The sequence below is a fragment of the Pseudoduganella guangdongensis genome (assembly GCF_009857475.1).
Classification (GTDB): Bacteria; Pseudomonadota; Gammaproteobacteria; order Burkholderiales; family Burkholderiaceae_D; genus Rugamonas; species Rugamonas guangdongensis.
Window position 1 is genome coordinate 78846 of record NZ_WWCJ01000006.1, and the last position, 15738, is coordinate 94583.

General features: G+C 66.7%; 11 protein-coding genes. 10 read left to right on the forward strand and 1 reads right to left on the reverse strand.

What is annotated here, in order from left to right; translation table 11 throughout:
- Positions 1–138 precede the first annotated feature (138 nt).
- Positions 139–1470, reverse strand: a complete 1332-nt coding sequence (locus tag GTP41_RS09690; protein WP_161025379.1) for a FecR family protein — start codon at positions 1468–1470, stop codon at positions 139–141.
- A gap of 196 nt (positions 1471–1666) precedes the next feature.
- On the opposite strand from GTP41_RS09690, the gene GTP41_RS09695 reads away from it, so the two are divergent.
- The 10 genes from GTP41_RS09695 to GTP41_RS09740 all read left to right on the forward strand — a co-directional run bounded on the left by GTP41_RS09695 (position 1667) and on the right by GTP41_RS09740 (position 15737).
- Positions 1667–3508: a CHASE2 domain-containing protein gene (locus GTP41_RS09695; protein WP_161025380.1), complete on the forward strand. Its 1842-nt coding sequence runs from the start codon at positions 1667–1669 to the stop codon at positions 3506–3508.
- On the forward strand, positions 3505–4764 hold the full coding sequence (locus GTP41_RS09700) for a tetratricopeptide repeat protein (RefSeq protein ID WP_161025381.1): 1260 nt from the start codon (positions 3505–3507) through the stop codon (positions 4762–4764). The genes GTP41_RS09695 and GTP41_RS09700 overlap by 4 nt, the downstream gene beginning before the upstream one ends.
- A 30-nt stretch (positions 4765–4794) precedes the next feature.
- On the forward strand, positions 4795–5121 hold the full coding sequence (locus tag GTP41_RS09705) for a VanZ family protein (protein ID WP_161025382.1): 327 nt from the start codon (positions 4795–4797) through the stop codon (positions 5119–5121).
- A 7-nt stretch (positions 5122–5128) separates the two neighbouring features.
- A complete protein-coding gene (locus tag GTP41_RS09710) occupies positions 5129–5911 on the forward strand; it encodes a Crp/Fnr family transcriptional regulator (protein WP_161025383.1) in 783 nt (260 codons plus the stop codon).
- 89 nt (positions 5912–6000) lie between these two features.
- On the forward strand, positions 6001–6801 hold the full coding sequence (locus tag GTP41_RS09715) for an ABC transporter permease (protein ID WP_161025384.1): 801 nt from the start codon (positions 6001–6003) through the stop codon (positions 6799–6801).
- Entirely contained in the window at positions 6801–8021 is a 1221-nt protein-coding gene (locus GTP41_RS09720) for an ABC transporter ATP-binding protein (RefSeq protein WP_161025385.1), read from the forward strand. The genes GTP41_RS09715 and GTP41_RS09720 overlap by 1 nt, the downstream gene beginning before the upstream one ends.
- Entirely contained in the window at positions 8018–9313 is a 1296-nt protein-coding gene (locus GTP41_RS09725) for a class I SAM-dependent methyltransferase (protein ID WP_161025386.1), read from the forward strand. Before GTP41_RS09720 ends, GTP41_RS09725 begins: the two co-directional genes overlap by 4 nt.
- 1 nt (position 9314) lies before the next feature.
- Entirely contained in the window at positions 9315–13097 is a 3783-nt protein-coding gene (locus tag GTP41_RS09730) for a glycosyltransferase (protein WP_161025387.1), read from the forward strand.
- Entirely contained in the window at positions 13094–14299 is a 1206-nt protein-coding gene (locus GTP41_RS09735) for an alginate O-acetyltransferase AlgX-related protein (protein ID WP_161025388.1), read from the forward strand. Before GTP41_RS09730 ends, GTP41_RS09735 begins: the two co-directional genes overlap by 4 nt.
- A gap of 25 nt (positions 14300–14324) precedes the next feature.
- On the forward strand, positions 14325–15737 hold the full coding sequence (locus GTP41_RS09740; protein WP_161025389.1) for an MBOAT family O-acyltransferase: 1413 nt from the start codon (positions 14325–14327) through the stop codon (positions 15735–15737).
- Position 15738: the final 1 nt, after the last annotated feature.

Genomic DNA, 15738 nt, shown 5'->3' on the forward strand with positions numbered 1-15738 from the left:
ATATTCCTGCCTTGGCTCAGCAGTAACTACTACGGAACTGTGAATTTTGGTGAGAATCTTGCTCAATTTTGCGAAGAAAAAACGAAAAAAAACGCAGGCATTGTAGCCTGCGTTCTTTGTTTCACCTAATTCAGCTAATTAGTTCTTTTTCCATGTGGTAGCGCCAATCAGCGTAACCCCGGGGGTCTGCGAATTTCGGAAGACGTAACCCGCTTCTTCCACATTCGGGCCACTGATAAAGCCTTTGATCCGGGTGGCTGAAGCTGATGAGCTTTCCATTTGGCCGCGCAGGTCAATCGTGCCTTTGCCATTTACGTCGTAGCTGCGCTGGTCGGCGGTAACAACCAGGCCCGTATCAAACGTGCGGTTGACGAAGTTGATTGCCAATTTGCCGGATTCGACGTTGGCGCTCATTTCTTCGCCATTTGCGCGCAGCATGCTGGCTTCGCTATTCACCAGGCTGAAGGCTACCGTGCCCTCTTTTGGCATGACCAGGGTGGCGCCTTTCAGGCGTGCCACGGCATATTGCCCCTCGAATGCCACGACATCGGTCGTGTTCTGCCGAATCGCTTCCGGCATCACCGCCTGCCCGGCCACAGTCTGCCAGCGGCCCCAGAACACTTCCTGTGGTTTTGGCACTGGCGGATCAACAACTACAATCGGCGGCACAACAACCGGTGGTTTCGGGGTTGGGTCCGGCGTTGGGGTTGGCGTCGGGTCAACCGCTGGGCGCACATTGCTCAAGGCTTGCTCGATCTTTTGCGGGTCCAGGTTCACGGTGCCGGTGGTTACCGTGCTGGCGGTCGTCACCTTGCCAGCTGGTTCGTCCGGCCTTGGTTTTTCGGTCTGGTCTGGCGACAGCGACGGGTTGTTCAGCAGCTGAGGCGCAGCCTGGCCACGTTGCACTTGCAGCAACATGCCTGCCTGGCCGGCGAACAATTCGCGGCTGGCGCTCCCTTCGCATGGGCCTACCCCTTCGGCGGTACAGGCGCCGGCAAACGGTGCCATCACCACGCCGCCGGAGTGCACCACCACGCGCGAGGTCTGCTGGTCTGTATATACGACAAAGTCGGTACCGCGCACGCCAATGGCGGCGACCGGGGTGTTAAAGCGGAAATTCTGGCGGGCCAGTTTGACACCCTGGCCGGAAATGGCGCGCGCCACACCCTGGGTCAGTTCCAGCTTGACCTTGGTATTGGCGGGGTTGGCCGCATCCACCTTATAAGTAACAATGCGGGCCGTGCTGTTCGGGCGCAGCACCAGGAAGCCGGCGTCCACCGTCTTAATATAGATGGCACCGTCGGCGCCGGTACGGATCTCGTCGCCTTCGTTGACGGCTGCCTCCAGCTTGGCGGCCTGTTTGCCCACCTGTACCTGGCCCGTGACAAATACCACGCGCCCAGCCTCGCCGCCCCACGCGAGTGTTGTGGACACTAAAAGTCCGGTAGCGATAATGTATTTGCTCAGCATAAATTTCTCCAGTTATGCGCCATTGTCCGCCCTCCAGCTGAAAAGTCTGTGATAGCAATCACAAATTACAGATGTTACAGCTCGTTACATCCGTATGCCGCAGCCTCTCTCCTATGCAAGATTCCGGTTATACTGTTAAAGTTCGAACTATTACCTTATTAGCAACAAGTCTTTCGGCGGGCGAAATAACAACACAATGACGACATTGGCTCCCGAAAGCACGCGCCCTTCGATTGCACTCCTGCTCAAATTCCTGATTTCTGCCGCTGCACTTGCCCTGTGCGCCCTGCCCCAGTGGCTGCCGCAGCAGCATTGGTGGTTGCATGTGGGGGACGAGTGGCTGCGCGACCGTTTCATTGAGCTGCGGGCCACCCCGCAGCACGAAAGCCGCATCCTGGTGGTGGATATCGACGAGACCAGCTTGCACCAGCAACCCTGGCCTTGGCCACGCGAGCGCCTGGCGGAGCTGGTGGAAACTTTGCTCACCCTGGGTGCGCGCGGCGTGGCGCTGGATATTTTGCAGGGCGAGCCGGCCGATCCGGCGGGCGATGCGCGCATGGCCATGCTGGCGCAGCACGGCCCGGTGGTGCTGGCCCAGATGTTTGATTACCAGCCGCGCCCGGCGCCTTTGCGCCAGGGGCAATTGGGCGGCGGGCAGGCGGGCGTGGTTGCGGGCGCGCTGCCGGCGACTGGCTTTATTGCCAACCATGATGGTTTGGCACGAGCGCGCTACTTCGGCAATATCGGCGTGCTGCCGGACCCGGACGGCGTGCTGCGGCGGGTGCCTATGGCCACCGAGTACCAGGGCCGCACCTACCCTACCCTGTCGCGCGCGCTGCTGGATTGCTGTAGCGGCAAGCCGGCGGCGCCGCTGGCGGAGGGCCAGGTACGCGTGCCCTACCGCCGCGCGTGGGAGGCGTACGACGTGGCGAAGGCGGGTGATGTATTGGCCGGACGGCTGAGCGCGGCCGATGTGCAGGGCCGTTTGGTGTTGATTGGTTCGTCCTCCCTCAGCATTGGCGACCGGGTGGCAACGCCGCTGGCGGCGTCGACAGCCGGTTTGCTGGTGCATGCTGCCATGTTGGACGCGCAGCTGGATGCGCAAGCCGGGCTGGCGCCAAAGGCGTGGCCGGGGCGGCCGCTGGCCGTTGCGTTCACGCTGGTGGTGGTGGTGCTGGCGGCGTTCACGCTGCCGCGCTTGTCGGCTCTGTGGAATGCGGCGCTGCTGGGCGGCAGTTCCGTGGCCTGGGTCGGCATGGCGTATGTGATTGCGCCGCACGACCAATGGTTTGCGCCTGCCGCGCCCTTGCTGGCCAACTTGCTGCTGCTGGCACTGGCGGTGCCGCTGCATTGGCAGCTGGCGCAGAAGCGTTCGCGCCAGTTGCTGGGCACGCTGCGCCAGTATGTGGCGAAGGACGTAGTGGACGAGCTGCTGCGCAGCGAAATGAAAGATCCGCTGGCTCCGCGCCAGCTACAGGTAACGACTTTGATTGCGGATATGCAGGGTTATACAACACAGGTGGAAGCATTGTCCCTGGAGGAAGCGGCGAATCTGACGCGCGATTTCCTCGATTGCCTGACGCGCCCGGTGCTGCGGCACCAGGGCACGCTCGACAAATTCACTGGTGACGGCCTGGTGGCCTTCTGGGGCGCGCCACTGCCGAACGCGGACCACGCCGATCTGGCGCTGGATGCGGCGCGCGACATGCTGCGCGAAGTGGCCGAGTTCAGCCGCCAGCGCGCGGCGCGCGGCCTGCCGCCTTTGCGCGTGCGGATCGGCATCGAGAGCGGGCCGGCCATGGCGGGCGATTATGGTTCCAGCGAACGCAGCATCTATACCGCCGTGGGCGATAGTGTCAACACGGCAGCGCGCCTGGAACAAGCCGCACGCGACTATCCTTATGACCTGATCGTGGGCGAAGGCGCGGTGGCCCGCGCGCGCCGCCACCGTTTCCTGCCGCTGGGCGAGCGCCAGTTGCGCGGCAAGGAAAAGCCGCTGCAGGTCTACACGCTGGACGACAGGCTGGAGCAAGCATGATGCGCCTGCATTCGGCCCTGCCGTCCACCCTGCTGGCTGCCTTGCTGGCCGCGCAGCCTTGTGCGGCGGCGCTGGCCGATGAGGCGGCGCCGCAGCCAAGCGCGCCGCGCAATGAGGCATACCAGGCCGGCGTGCGCGCTGTCGACGCCGGCCGCCTGGAAGAGGCGATCGAACTGCTGCGCACGGCCGTGGCGGAAGACCCGAACAATGCCGGCGCCGTGCTGGAACTGGCCCTGGCGCATTGCGAGCTGGGCCATACGGAAGAGGCGCTGCGCCTGTTCGACGAAATCAACCGTGCCTACAACCCGCCGCCCGGCATTGTCGACGTGATCAACACCTACCGCGCCGCCGGCTGCCGTGCGCGCGACACGCGCCCGGCCTCGTGGGCGGTGGGCATTGCGCGCGGCCACGACAACAACGTGAACCAGGGCGTGCGCCAGCCGACGGTGCGCCTGGGCACGGGCGAGAACGAGGGGGAGTACCAGCTCGATCCGGAATTCCTGCCCAAGGCCGACAGCTACACCGCGCTGAACGGCTCCTACGTGCGGCCGCTGAATGCGCGCGGCACGCTGGGCATTGTGCAGGCCACGCTGCGGCGCCACGACCACCAGCATTCGCAGGACAGCGCCACCATGCTGGCCGGGATCGAGCATTCCTGGTACCTGGGCCGCTGGCGCGCGCGCGCTGCCGCCGTGCTGGGCGCCGGCACGCTGGATGGGCAGCTCTACCAGCGCCAGCAGCAGTTGCAGCTGCGCGCCGCGCCGCCGATCACCCTGGCGCAGAACTGGGACGTGGCGCTGGCCGCCAATGCCAGCCACGTCAGCTACACCACGCGCCAGGATTACGACAGCAGCACCTTTGAGCTGGGCGCCATTGCGACTTACCGCAGCAAGCGCGACCAGGTCCAGCTGACCCTGCATTCCGCGCGCGACAACGGCTCGGCAACCCGTCCGGGCGGCGACCGCCGCGGCTGGTTTGCCAACGCCCAGTGGTACACCATGCTGAAGACCGGCTGGTATGCCGAGGCGGGCCTGACCCACCAGCACTGGCAAGGCGAGCGCGCCTATTCGCCGGGGCTGATCGCGCAATCGCGGCGGCAGGATACGACCACCGGCCGCGCCGCCTTGCAATGGTATTTCCGCCCCAATGTCAGCCTGCAACTGGAAGCGCGCGCCGTGCGCAACCACGAGAACATCGCGCTGTTCCAATATAATAGCCGGGCGGTCCAGCTCAATTTGCGCTGGGATAATTTTTAAGCGGCCTGGCCGCGCAGGCGGAATATCATCATGGGTTGGGAAGTTGTGCTGTTCATTTTGGCAATTGCAGGCGTGACCGTCGGCTGCCTGTTGCCTGCCAATTGGCTGCCCTTGCTGCCGCATGACAAATGGCTGCATTTCGTGGCGTTTGCCGGCCTGACCGTGCTGGCGGCGCGCATTACCCCGGTGGGAGTGCCGCTGCTGTTCACGCTGGGCGCCCTGCTGCTGGCGGGCTGGCTGATCGAAGTCTTGCAAAAGCTGGTCCCCGGCCGCAATTTCTGCTGGCGCGATATGGCCGCCAATGCGGCCGGCATCGCGGTGGCTGCCGCCGGCATCGTGCTGGTGCGGGCTTTTTAAAATAACCATGGCAACTGCAAAGAATAAAACCCACGATCCTGAGCAAGACCTGGTCCCGGCCGCTGCGGCCGCGCAGGTGGCTGCCGCCCCGTCGGGCGAGGCCAATGCGGCGCAAGTCAATTTGCAAATCCATTTACGCAAGATTCCCCTGCTCGCCAACCTGAGCGAGGAGGAGATGACGCGCGTCAAGGCCGACCTGCGCGTGCGCGCTTTCAACAAGCGCGACGTGGTACTGCAAAAAGGCGCGCCGGGCGACAGCCTGCTGTTCCTGCTGAGCGGTTCGCTGCAGGTGGTGGACGTGACCGAGGATGGGCGCGCCATCGGCCTGCGCATGCTCAAGCCGGGCGACTTCTTTGGCGAGATCGCCGTCATCAACGGTTCGCTGCGTTCGGCCTCCGTGGTGGCGCTGAGCGGCGGCCTGCTGGCCCTGTTGCCGCGCAATACCGCGCTGCACCTGTTCGCGCACTCCCCTTCCGTGGCGAACCAGATGCTGCGCTTCCTGGCCGAAAAAGTGCAGCGCGATTCCGAATTCCGCGCCCTGCTCAGCATCCACAACACCTCGCGCCGCATTTACACCTTCATCGAGCTGCTGAAGCAGCAGAAAGAAGGCAACGTGCACGTGGTGGAAAACCTGCCGACCCACCAGGATATTGCCAATATGATCAACACCAGCCGCGAGACCGTGACCCGCACGCTGATGGCGCTGGCACAGCAGGGCATCATCGAAAAAGGCACGCACCGCCTGGTCATCGTCAAGCCGGAGGCGCTGCAAAAGTTGGCACAAGGTTAAGCGGCCAGCTTACGTTTAGACACAAACTGCGGAAAGGGCAAATAGTTGCCGGTGGTATAATTTCGCCTTTTGTTCAGGCACCCCTTTCCATGATTTCACGCACAATGCTGGGCGGAATCTGGCGCTATCGCAGCTTCATCGCCGGCAGCGTCAAACGTGAATTCCAGGCCAAATACCGCAATTCCCTGCTCGGGGCCGCGTGGGCCATCCTGCATCCGCTGGCCATGATCGTGGTGTACACCGTGATCTTTTCGCAAGTGATGGGCAACCGCCTGAAAGGCGTGGACAGCGCCTTCGCTTACAGCATCTACCTGTGCGCCGGCGTGCTGACCTGGGGCTTGTTCGCGGAGATCACCTCGCGCAGCCAGTCGGTCTTCCTGGACCATGCCAACCTATTGAAAAAGCTCCAATTCCCGCGCATTTGCCTGCCTATCGTGGTGGTGCTGAACGCGCTGGTGAATTTTGCGATCATCTTCGCGCTGTTCCTGGTGTTCCTGGTCCTGTCCGGCACCTTCCCGGGCTGGGTGGCGCTAGCCATGCTGCCGGTGCTGGCCGTGCATATCCTGTTTGCGGTGGGCCTGGGCATGATCCTGGGCGTGCTGAATGTGTTCTTCCGCGACGTTGGCCAGTTCTTCACCATCGCGCTGCAGTTCTGGTTCTGGTTCACGCCTATCGTGTACCCGTCCAGCGCCCTGCCGGAAGGCGTGCGCGCCTGGCTGGCATGGAACCCGCTGGCGGCGCTGACCGCCGCCTACCAGGGCATCTTTGTCGCGCACACGCTGCCGCACTGGGGCAGCCTGCTGCCGGCCGCGCTGCTGGCGTTGCTGTTCTGCGCGGTGGGCCTGCAACTGTTCCGCAAACGCGCGGGCGAAATGGTGGATGAACTGTAATGGGCAGCATAATCGTCAAGAACCTGGGCAAAGCCTATAAGACCTACCCCAACCAATGGGACCGGCTGGCCGAATGGCTGGTGCCGGGCAAACGCCAGCGCCACACCCTGAAGTGGGTGCTGCAGGACATCAGCTTCCAGCTGGCGCCGGGCGAGGCGGTCGGCATCATCGGCATCAACGGCGCCGGCAAGAGCACCTTGCTCAAGCTGATCACCGGCACCGCGCAGCCGAGCACCGGCAGCGTCGCCATCAGCGGCAACGTGGCCGCCCTGCTGGAGCTGGGCATGGGCTTCCATCCCGACTTCACCGGGCGCCAGAACGCATATATGGCGGGCCAGCTGCTGGGCCTGGGCGCCGATGAGATCACCGCCCTGATGCCGCAGATCGAGGCCTTTGCCGAAATTGGCGACTATATCGACCAGCCGGTGCGCGTGTATTCGTCGGGCATGCAGATGCGCCTGGCGTTCAGCGTGGCCACTGTGCGCCGGCCGGACGTGCTGATCGTGGACGAGGCGCTGTCGGTGGGCGATGCCTATTTCCAGCACAAGAGCTTCCAGCGCATCCGCGAATACCGCCAGCAGGGCACGACCCTGCTGATCGTCAGCCATGACCGCGCGGCCATGCAAGCCATTTGCGACCGCGCCATCCTGCTCGACCGCGGCCACCTGGCCAAACAGGGCACGCCGGAAGAAGTGATGGATTTCTACAATGCGCTGATCGCCGAGCGCGAAGGGTCGACCGTGCAGCAGGTGCTGACCGACGAGGGCCGGGTGCAGACCAGTTCCGGCACCGGCCACGCCACCGTGACCGAGATCGCGCTGGAGAACGAGGAAGGCGCGCCGCAGGAGGTGCTGAACGTGGGCGTGCCGGTCACGCTGCGCGTCAAGGTGCGCATCAACCAGGCGGTGCCGCGCCTGGTGCTGGGCTATATGATCAAGGACCGCCTGGGCCAGGCGATCTACGGCACCAATACGCACCATATGCAGCAGCCGCTGGAAAACCTGCAGGCCGGTGAGGAAGTCGAATACCGCTTCCGCTTCCCGCTCAACCTGGGTGCCGGCAGCTATTCCATCACGACCGCGCTGACCAGCAGCGAAACCCACCTGGCCGACAATTACGAATGGCGCGACCTGGCCTCGCTGTTCATCGTCATGAACATGAACCGGCGCGAGTTCGTCGGCAGCAGCTGGCTGGAACCGCACGTGGAGATTACCCGATGAGCCAACCTTTCTACCGCGCTTTCGAGGACCGCTATCGCGGCTCGCGCGAAACCATCAAGCAGCGCCTGCGCGCCTACCAGCCGTTCCTGGAGCCGCTTTTGGCCCTGGGCGAGGCGCAAGGCCGGCCGGCCGCGCTCGACCTGGGCTGCGGCCGCGGCGAGTGGCTGGAGCTCCTGGGCGAACAGGGCTTCGCCGCGCGCGGCATCGACCTGGACGAAGGCATGCTGGCGGCTTGCCGCGAGCGCGGCCTGCAGGTGCAGAACCAGGACGCCCTGGCCGCCCTGCGCGCCTGCCCGGACGCCAGCCTGGCGCTGGTGTCCTCCTTCCACCTGGTGGAGCACCTGCCGTTCGACCTGGTGCGCGAACTGGTGAGCGAGGCGCTGCGCGCGCTGCAGCCGGGCGGCCTGCTGGTGATGGAGACGCCCAACCCGGAGAACCTGACCGTGGGCGCCACCAGCTTCTACATGGACCCGACCCACCTGCATCCGCTGCCGCCAAGCCTGCTCTCCTTCGCGACCGAGCATGCCGGTTTCGCGCGCAGCAAGGTGGTGCGCCTGCAGGAGGAAGCGCGCCTGCACGACGCGGCAACCCCGCTGGCCCTGATCACCGTGCTGGAAGGCGTGAGCCCGGACTACGCCGTGGTAGCGCAGAAAAACGGTGCGGCCGGCCAGCTGACGCCGTTCGACGCCGCCTTCGACGCCGGCTACGGCATCGCACTGGGCCCGCTGGCGCAGCGCTATGAGGAGCAGCGCGCCGCCCAGCACGCCCAACTGCACCTGCTGGTACAAAGCCTGCAGCAGCAGAACAGCGCGTCCAACGAGACACTGGGCCGGCTGCAAGCGGCCCTGGCGGCGCAGGAGCACCGCACCGGCCAGCTGGAGCAGCGCATCCAGGGCGCCGAATCGCACGCGGCGGAAATGGGCCAGCGCGTGGTCGACCTGCTCAACAGCCGCTCCTGGCGCATCACCGAGCCGCTGCGCCGCGCCGGCGATATCGCGCGCCGCCTGCGCGCCGCCCAGCGCGAAGGCCGCATGCAGCAAGCCGTTAAAAACCGCGCACGGCGCGCGCTGCACCGCACCGGCGGCTACGTGCTGGGCAACCGGCGCCTGAAGGCCGTCGCGCTGCACGTACTGCGCTACATGCCGGGCCTGCGCGCCCGCCTGTTCAACCTCATGCTCACGCATGACGCCGCGCCGTCCCAGCCGCTGCTGGCCGACGGCGGCAACGGCCTGTCTCCGCGCGCCGCCCGCGTGCTGCGCGAACTGCAAGCGCTACAAGCTAGGAAACAATAAGATGCGCATCGTCATCGACCTGCAAGGTACCCAATCGGAAAGCCGCTTCCGCGGCATCGGCCGTTATTCGCTGGCACTGGCGCTGGGCGTGGCCCGCAACGCCGGCGAGCATGAAATCTGGCTGGTGATGAACGGCGCCCTGCCGGCCGCCATCGAGGAACTGCGCGCGCGCTTCGCCGGCCTGGTGCCGGCCGAGCGCATCCGCGTATTCGACATCCCGACCCATTGCGCCGAACGCTTCGAGGCCAACAGCCCGCGCGCGCGCGCCGGCGAACTGCTGCGCGAGCATTTCATCGAGCAGCTGCAGCCGGACGCGGTGCTGGTGACCAGCCTGTTCGAAGGCTATGTCGACGACAGCGTGGTGTCGGTGGGCCAATTGGCCGGCGCCGAACACACCGCCGTGGTGCTGTACGACCTGATCCCGTTCCTGAACCCGGCCGCCTACCTGGGGCACCCGACCCAGCGCGCCTACTACGAGCGCAAGATCGCCTCGCTGCGCCGCGCCGGCCTGCTGCTGGCCATTTCCGACTACTCGCGCCAGGAAGCCATCGACGCCCTGGGCCTGGATCCGGAACGCGTGGTGGCCATCTCCACCGCCGTGGACGACACCTTCCAGCCCGGCGCGCCCGACGCCGGGCAGCTGGCGGCGCTGCGCGCGCGCTTCGGCATCCAGCGCGAAGTGCTGATGTACGCGCCGGGCGGCTTTGACACGCGCAAGAATATCGACGGCCTGATCACCGCCTTCGGCCTGCTGCCGACGCCGCTGCGCGCGCGCTACCAGCTGCTGATCGCCAGCAAAATGTCGGACAGCGAAGGCGCTGCCATGCGCGCCCATGCGCGCTCCTGCGGCCTGGCCGAGCAGGATGTGATCTTCACCGGCTATGTCAGCGACGACGAGCTGGTCACGCTGTACCGCAGTGCCGCCCTGTTCATCTTCCCTTCCAAGCACGAGGGTTTCGGCCTGCCGGCGCTGGAGGCGATGGCCTGCGGCGCGGTGGTGATCGGCTCGGACGCCACCAGCGTGCCGGAGGTGATCGGCACGCCGGACGCCCTGTTCGACCCGCTGCAGCCGGCCGCCATCGCGGCCAAGATGGCGCAGGTGCTGGAAGACCCGCAGCTGCAGCAGCGCCTGCGCGCGCATGGCCGCGTGCAGCGCGAGAAATTCAGCTGGGACCATTCGGCGCGCAAAGCCATCGCCGGCCTGGAAGCGCAGCATGCGCGCAGGCTGGCCGCACAGGCCGCGCAGGAAGCGCAGCTGCTGCCGCCGGCCGGCGCGCGCAAGCCGCGCATGGCCTTCGTTTCGCCCATGCTGCCGGAGCGCACCGGCGTGGCCGACTACTCGACGCGCCTGCTGCCGGCCCTGCTGCCTTGGTACGAAATTGAGATCGTGGTGCAGCAGCCCTCCGTCAGCCTGCCGCCGGAGCTGGCGCACCTGCCGGTGCGCGACAGCGCCTGGCTGCGCGCCCATGCCGACGCCCTGGACCATATCGTCTACCAGTTCGGCAACAGCCCCTTCCACAGCTTCATGCTGGAGCTGCTGGCCGACCATCCGGGCGTGGTGGTGCTGCACGACTTCTACCTGAGCGGCATGATCTCGTACGAGCAGATGACCAACCGCATGCCGGACGTGTGGACGCGCGCCCTGCTGCATTCGCACGGCTACGCGGCGGTGCGCGACAGCGTGGGGCCGGACGGCTATGAAACCGGGCGCCGCCTCTATCCGTCCAACCTGGAAGTGCTGCGCAACGCCTCGCACGTGATCGTGCACTCGGACTATGCGCGCAGCCTGGCGCGGCAGTGGTACGGGCCGCAGGCGGGCCGCGACTGGAGCTACGCCCAGCTGCCGCGCGCCGTGCCGGCCGTGCACGACCGCGCCGCCGCGCGCAAGGCGCTTGGCATCGGGCCGGACGAATTCGTGGTGGCCAACTTCGGCTTCGTGGCGCCGACCAAGCGTTGCCAGGAGCTGCTGGAAGGCTGGATCGCCTCCACCCTGCACGGCGACCGCCAGTGCCGCCTGGTGTTCGTGGGCGAGAACCACGGCGGCGACTACGGCGCGCGCCTGACGGCCACCATCAAGGCTTCGGGCAGCGACCGCATCAAGATCACCGGCTGGACCTCGGACGAGGACTACCTTCTCTACCTGCAGGCGGCCGACGTCGGCGTGCAGCTGCGCGCCGAGTCGCGCGGCGAAACCTCGGGCACGGTGCTGGACTGCATGATCTACCGCCTGCCGACCGTGATCAACGCCAACGGCTCGATGGCCGAATTCCCGCACGACGCGGTGTGGATGCTGCCGGACAGCTTCAGCCACGCGGAGCTGGTGCAGGCACTCGACACCCTGCGCCACGACCCGGCACGGCGCGCCGCGCTGGGCGCCGCCGCCTTCGCGCTGATGGGCACGCGCAACAGCCCGGAACGCTGCGGCTGGTATTACAAGCAGGCGCTGGAGCGCGAGCTAGCGGCCCGCCCGGGCAGCCGCCGCGCGCTGCTGCAAGCCTTGCTGCAAGTGCCGGGCCTGGAACTGGGCCAGGCGCAGCTGGAACAGCTGGCGCGCTGCACGGCGCGCGCGCCCGATCCGCTGCAGCAGCGCCAGTTGCTGGTGGACGTGACCAATATCGCGCGCCACGACCTGCGCACCGGCATCGAACGCGTGGTGCGCCAGCAGTTGATCGAACTGTTGCAGCTGCCGCACGACAGCGGCTGGCGCGTGGAGGCGGTCTACCTGAGCGAGGACGGCGAGCCGCATTTCCGCTACGCGCGCCGCTATGTGTCCGAGCTGCTCGGCATCAGCCACGTGCTGCAAGGCGAAGACCCGCTGCTCGACCTGCAGGCCGGCGATGCCTACTACTGCGCCGACCTGGCGCCGCGCGCCACCGCCACGGCGGCACGTGCCGGCATCTTTGCCGGCTGGCGCGCGCGCGGCCTGTCGATCAATTTCCTGATCCACGACCTGCTGCCGGTGTTGCGTCCCGAATTCTTCCCGCCGCGCGCGGACGAGAACCACGCGGCCTGGCTGCGCTGCCTGGCCGCCGAAGCCGACCGCCTGATCTGCATTTCGCAGGCGGTGGCCGATGAACTGGCGGGCTGGCTGGCCTCGGAACAAGTGCCGTGCCGTCCCGGCCAGCAGTTGCAGGTGCTGCACCACGGCGCCGACCTGGGCACGCCGCCAGCAGCGCAGCAGGACAGCGAACTGCTGCGCCAGATCGCGGCCCGCCCCAGCTTCCTGATGGTGGGCACGATCGAGCCGCGCAAAGGCCACCTGCAGGCGCTGGACGCGTTCGAGCAGCTGTGGGCCGAGGGCGTGGAGGCCAACCTCGTCATCGTCGGCAACGAGGGCTGGAAGCCGCTGCAGGAACACGAGCGCCGCACCATCCCGCAAATCATGGCACGCCTGCAGGACCACCCGGAACTGGGCCGGCGCCTGCTGCGCCCGAGCGGCGTGGACGACGCCACCTTGCAGCAGATCTACCTGGCCAGCGCCTGCCTATTGGCGCCGAGCGAAGGCGAAGGCTTCGGCCTGCCGCTGATCGAAGCGGCCAGCTACGGCTTGCCAGTGATGGTGCGCGATATCCCGGTATTCCGCGAAGTGGCACAGCAGCACGCCGCCTACTTCAGCGGCATGCAGGGCGCGGATCTGGCGCAAGCGGTGCGCGGCTGGCTGGCGCAGCACGCGCAAGGCACGCAGCCCGCTTCCAGCGGCATGCCGTGGCAGACCTGGCGCGATAACGCGCAGGGCCTGCTGGCGCTGCTGCAGGCCGCGCCGCAGGGCCAGGCGCAGGCATGAGCGCTGACGGACAACGCCGGGCTGCGCCGGCGCCGGCCGATGCCGCGGCGGCGCCGGCCGCGCGGCCACGCCTGCGCCTGCGCCGCCTCTGGCGCAAGACTGCGCAGCTGGCCACCGTCGGCACGGTGCTCGGCCTGAGCACCCTGCCCCTGGCCTACACGGTGCTCGGGCAAGCGCCCGGCGTACCACTGGAAGAGCTGCGCCCGCTGGCGCCGCTGCCCACCCGCTGGGAAGGCCCATGGCACGCGATCGACCATAACTACGCCGCCTTCGAGCGCTGGTTCTCCGACAACGCTGGCCTGCGCACCATCATGGTCCGCAGCAAGAACGAACTCGATTACCAGTTGTTCGGCTCCTCGCGCCGCGTCTATTACGGCAGCGAGGGCGAGCTGTTCAACCGCAGCCAGACCGACATCGAGCTGCCGCACACCGAAGAAAAGATGGCCGACCCGCAGCGCCGCGCCGCCATGCTGGCCGCGCTGGACGCCTATGCGAAAAAGCTGCAGGAGCAAGGCGTCACGCTGGTACTGCTGGCGCCCATCAGCAAGCACTACACCACCGGCGAGCGCCTGCCCTATTTCGCGCCGCGCCTGCCGGCGCAATCGAACTTCATGGCCTTCTACGACGGCTTGCGACGCACGCCCTCGCTCAACTTCATCGACGTGGACGCGATCCAGCGCAGCGCGCCGGCCGGCTCGCCGCCGCCCTACCTGCGCCAGGACTTCCACTGGACCGACGTTACCGCCATGGACGTTGCCGCCGCCGTCACCAACCGCATCGCCGAGCTGGAAGGCTCGCCGCTGCGCTGGCGCCACGCGCGCGAATACCGCTACGTGCCGTTCCAGGGCGTGGAAGCGCGCTTCGCCGGCCGCCTGAACACCGAAGAACGCGTGCTGGAGCCGGAGCTGGTGCAAAGCTGGACCACCCGCCACACGCGCCACTTGCGCGACGCCCAGGCCAGCGGCCTGGAATTTGAAACCGGCACGCTGGACGACCCGGCGCTGCTGCCGTCCACCTGCCTGTGGGGCAACAGCTTCAGCGACGGCATGCTGCGCGCCGGCATGCCGGAACACTACCGCTACTTCCGCAAGATCAGCCGCCACCTGACCCTGCCCGCGCTGCCAGCGCTGGCGCGCGGCCATTGCAAATACCTGGTGGCGCAGGCGCTCGACATCCAGGCCGGCGTCTGGCAGATGCGCTGATCCCCAACGATTCGGATTTCCCGGCATGGTCTTTTCCTCTCCCGCCTTCCTGTTCCTGTTCCTGCCAGCCTTTTTTGCGCTGTACTGCCTGCTGCCGCGCGCCCTGCGCAACGGCTTCGTGCTGCTGGCCAGCATCGGCTTCTACGTGCTGGGCGCCGGCGCCCTGACCGTGGTGGCGCTGGCCATGCTGCTGGCGAACTGGGGCCTGGCCTTCATCCTCGGCAACTGGCGCACGACGGCCCCGGCCCGCGCACGCGTCCTGCTTGGCCTGGCCATCGCCGCCAACCTGCTGCCGCTGGTGTTCTACAAATACCTGGGCTTCCTGGCGCAAGTGACGGGCGACCTGCTGCACCTGGACCTGGCCGGCACGGTGGCGCGGCTCGGCATCGTGCTGCCGCTGGGGATCTCGTTCTACGTGTTCCACTTCCTGTCCTACCTGCTGGACGTGCACGCCGGGCGCATCGTGCCGGAACGCCGCCTGCACAAATTCGCCATCTACATCTTCCTGTTTCCGCACCTGATCGCCGGGCCGGTGGTGCGCTACGCCGAAGTGCGCGAGCAGCTGGAGCTGCGCCACCGCAAGCTGCTGCAAAGCGATATGTTCTGGGGCGTGGTGATCTTCGTGCTCGGCCTGGCCAAGAAGGTGCTGGTGGCCGACCCGCTGGGCGCCGTCTCCGACCAGCTGCACGCGCCCGGCGTGCCGCTCACCACCTACGCTGCCTGGCTGGGCGCCATCTGCTACTCGTTCCAGATCTACTTCGATTTTTCCGGCTACACCGACATGGCGATCGGCATGGCGCGCATGATGGGCTTCCGCTTCCCGCGCAACTTCAACCGCCCGTACGCCGCCGACTCCATCACCGAGTTCTGGCAGCGCTGGCATATGACCTTGTCGCGCTTCTTCCGCGACTACCTGTACATCCCGCTGGGCGGCAACCGCGGTTCGGCGCTACGCACCTACCGCAACCTGGTGGTAGTGTTCGTGCTGTGCGCGCTGTGGCACGGCGCCGCCTACACCTTCCTGGCCTGGGGCATCGGCCACGGCCTGCTGCTGGTGGCCGAGCGCGCCGGCTGGCTGAAGATGTCCAGCTGGCGCCTGGGCAGCCTGCCGCTGTTCCTGGTGGCCACCCTGCTGTGGGTGCCATTCCGCGCCAGCAGCATGGACGAGGCCAACCGCTTCTGGCGCGCCATGGCCGGCCTGGGCGAAGCGCCCCTGTGGCAGCAGGCCAACGCCGCCCTGACCGAGCCGAAAGTGCTGTTCCTGCTGCTGGTGGCCGGCGCCATGTGCCTGCTGGGCGATAATGCCTTCGACCGCCTGCGCTGGCGCGTGCTGCGCCGCCCGCTCTGGCTGGGCAGCGCAAGCGCCGGCCTGTACGTGTTAGCCTGCCTGTCGGTAGTCGAACGCGGCTTTAATCCCTTTATCTATTTCCAGTTCTAAG

Excerpts from the sequence above, each read along its gene's own strand:
- GTP41_RS09690 (WP_161025379.1), bottom strand. The coding sequence starts at position 1,470 with ATGCTGAGCAAATACATTATCGCTACCGGACTTTTAGTGTCCACAACA.
- GTP41_RS09695 (WP_161025380.1), top strand. The coding sequence starts at position 1,667 with ATGACGACATTGGCTCCCGAAAGCACGCGCCCTTCGATTGCACTCCTG.
- GTP41_RS09700 (WP_161025381.1), top strand. The coding sequence starts at position 3,505 with ATGATGCGCCTGCATTCGGCCCTGCCGTCCACCCTGCTGGCTGCCTTG.
- GTP41_RS09705 (WP_161025382.1), top strand. The coding sequence starts at position 4,795 with ATGGGTTGGGAAGTTGTGCTGTTCATTTTGGCAATTGCAGGCGTGACC.
- GTP41_RS09710 (WP_161025383.1), top strand. The coding sequence starts at position 5,129 with ATGGCAACTGCAAAGAATAAAACCCACGATCCTGAGCAAGACCTGGTC.
- GTP41_RS09715 (WP_161025384.1), top strand. The coding sequence starts at position 6,001 with ATGATTTCACGCACAATGCTGGGCGGAATCTGGCGCTATCGCAGCTTC.
- GTP41_RS09720 (WP_161025385.1), top strand. The coding sequence starts at position 6,801 with ATGGGCAGCATAATCGTCAAGAACCTGGGCAAAGCCTATAAGACCTAC.
- GTP41_RS09725 (WP_161025386.1), top strand. The coding sequence starts at position 8,018 with ATGAGCCAACCTTTCTACCGCGCTTTCGAGGACCGCTATCGCGGCTCG.
- GTP41_RS09730 (WP_161025387.1), top strand. The coding sequence starts at position 9,315 with ATGCGCATCGTCATCGACCTGCAAGGTACCCAATCGGAAAGCCGCTTC.
- GTP41_RS09735 (WP_161025388.1), top strand. The coding sequence starts at position 13,094 with ATGAGCGCTGACGGACAACGCCGGGCTGCGCCGGCGCCGGCCGATGCC.
- GTP41_RS09740 (WP_161025389.1), top strand. The coding sequence starts at position 14,325 with ATGGTCTTTTCCTCTCCCGCCTTCCTGTTCCTGTTCCTGCCAGCCTTT.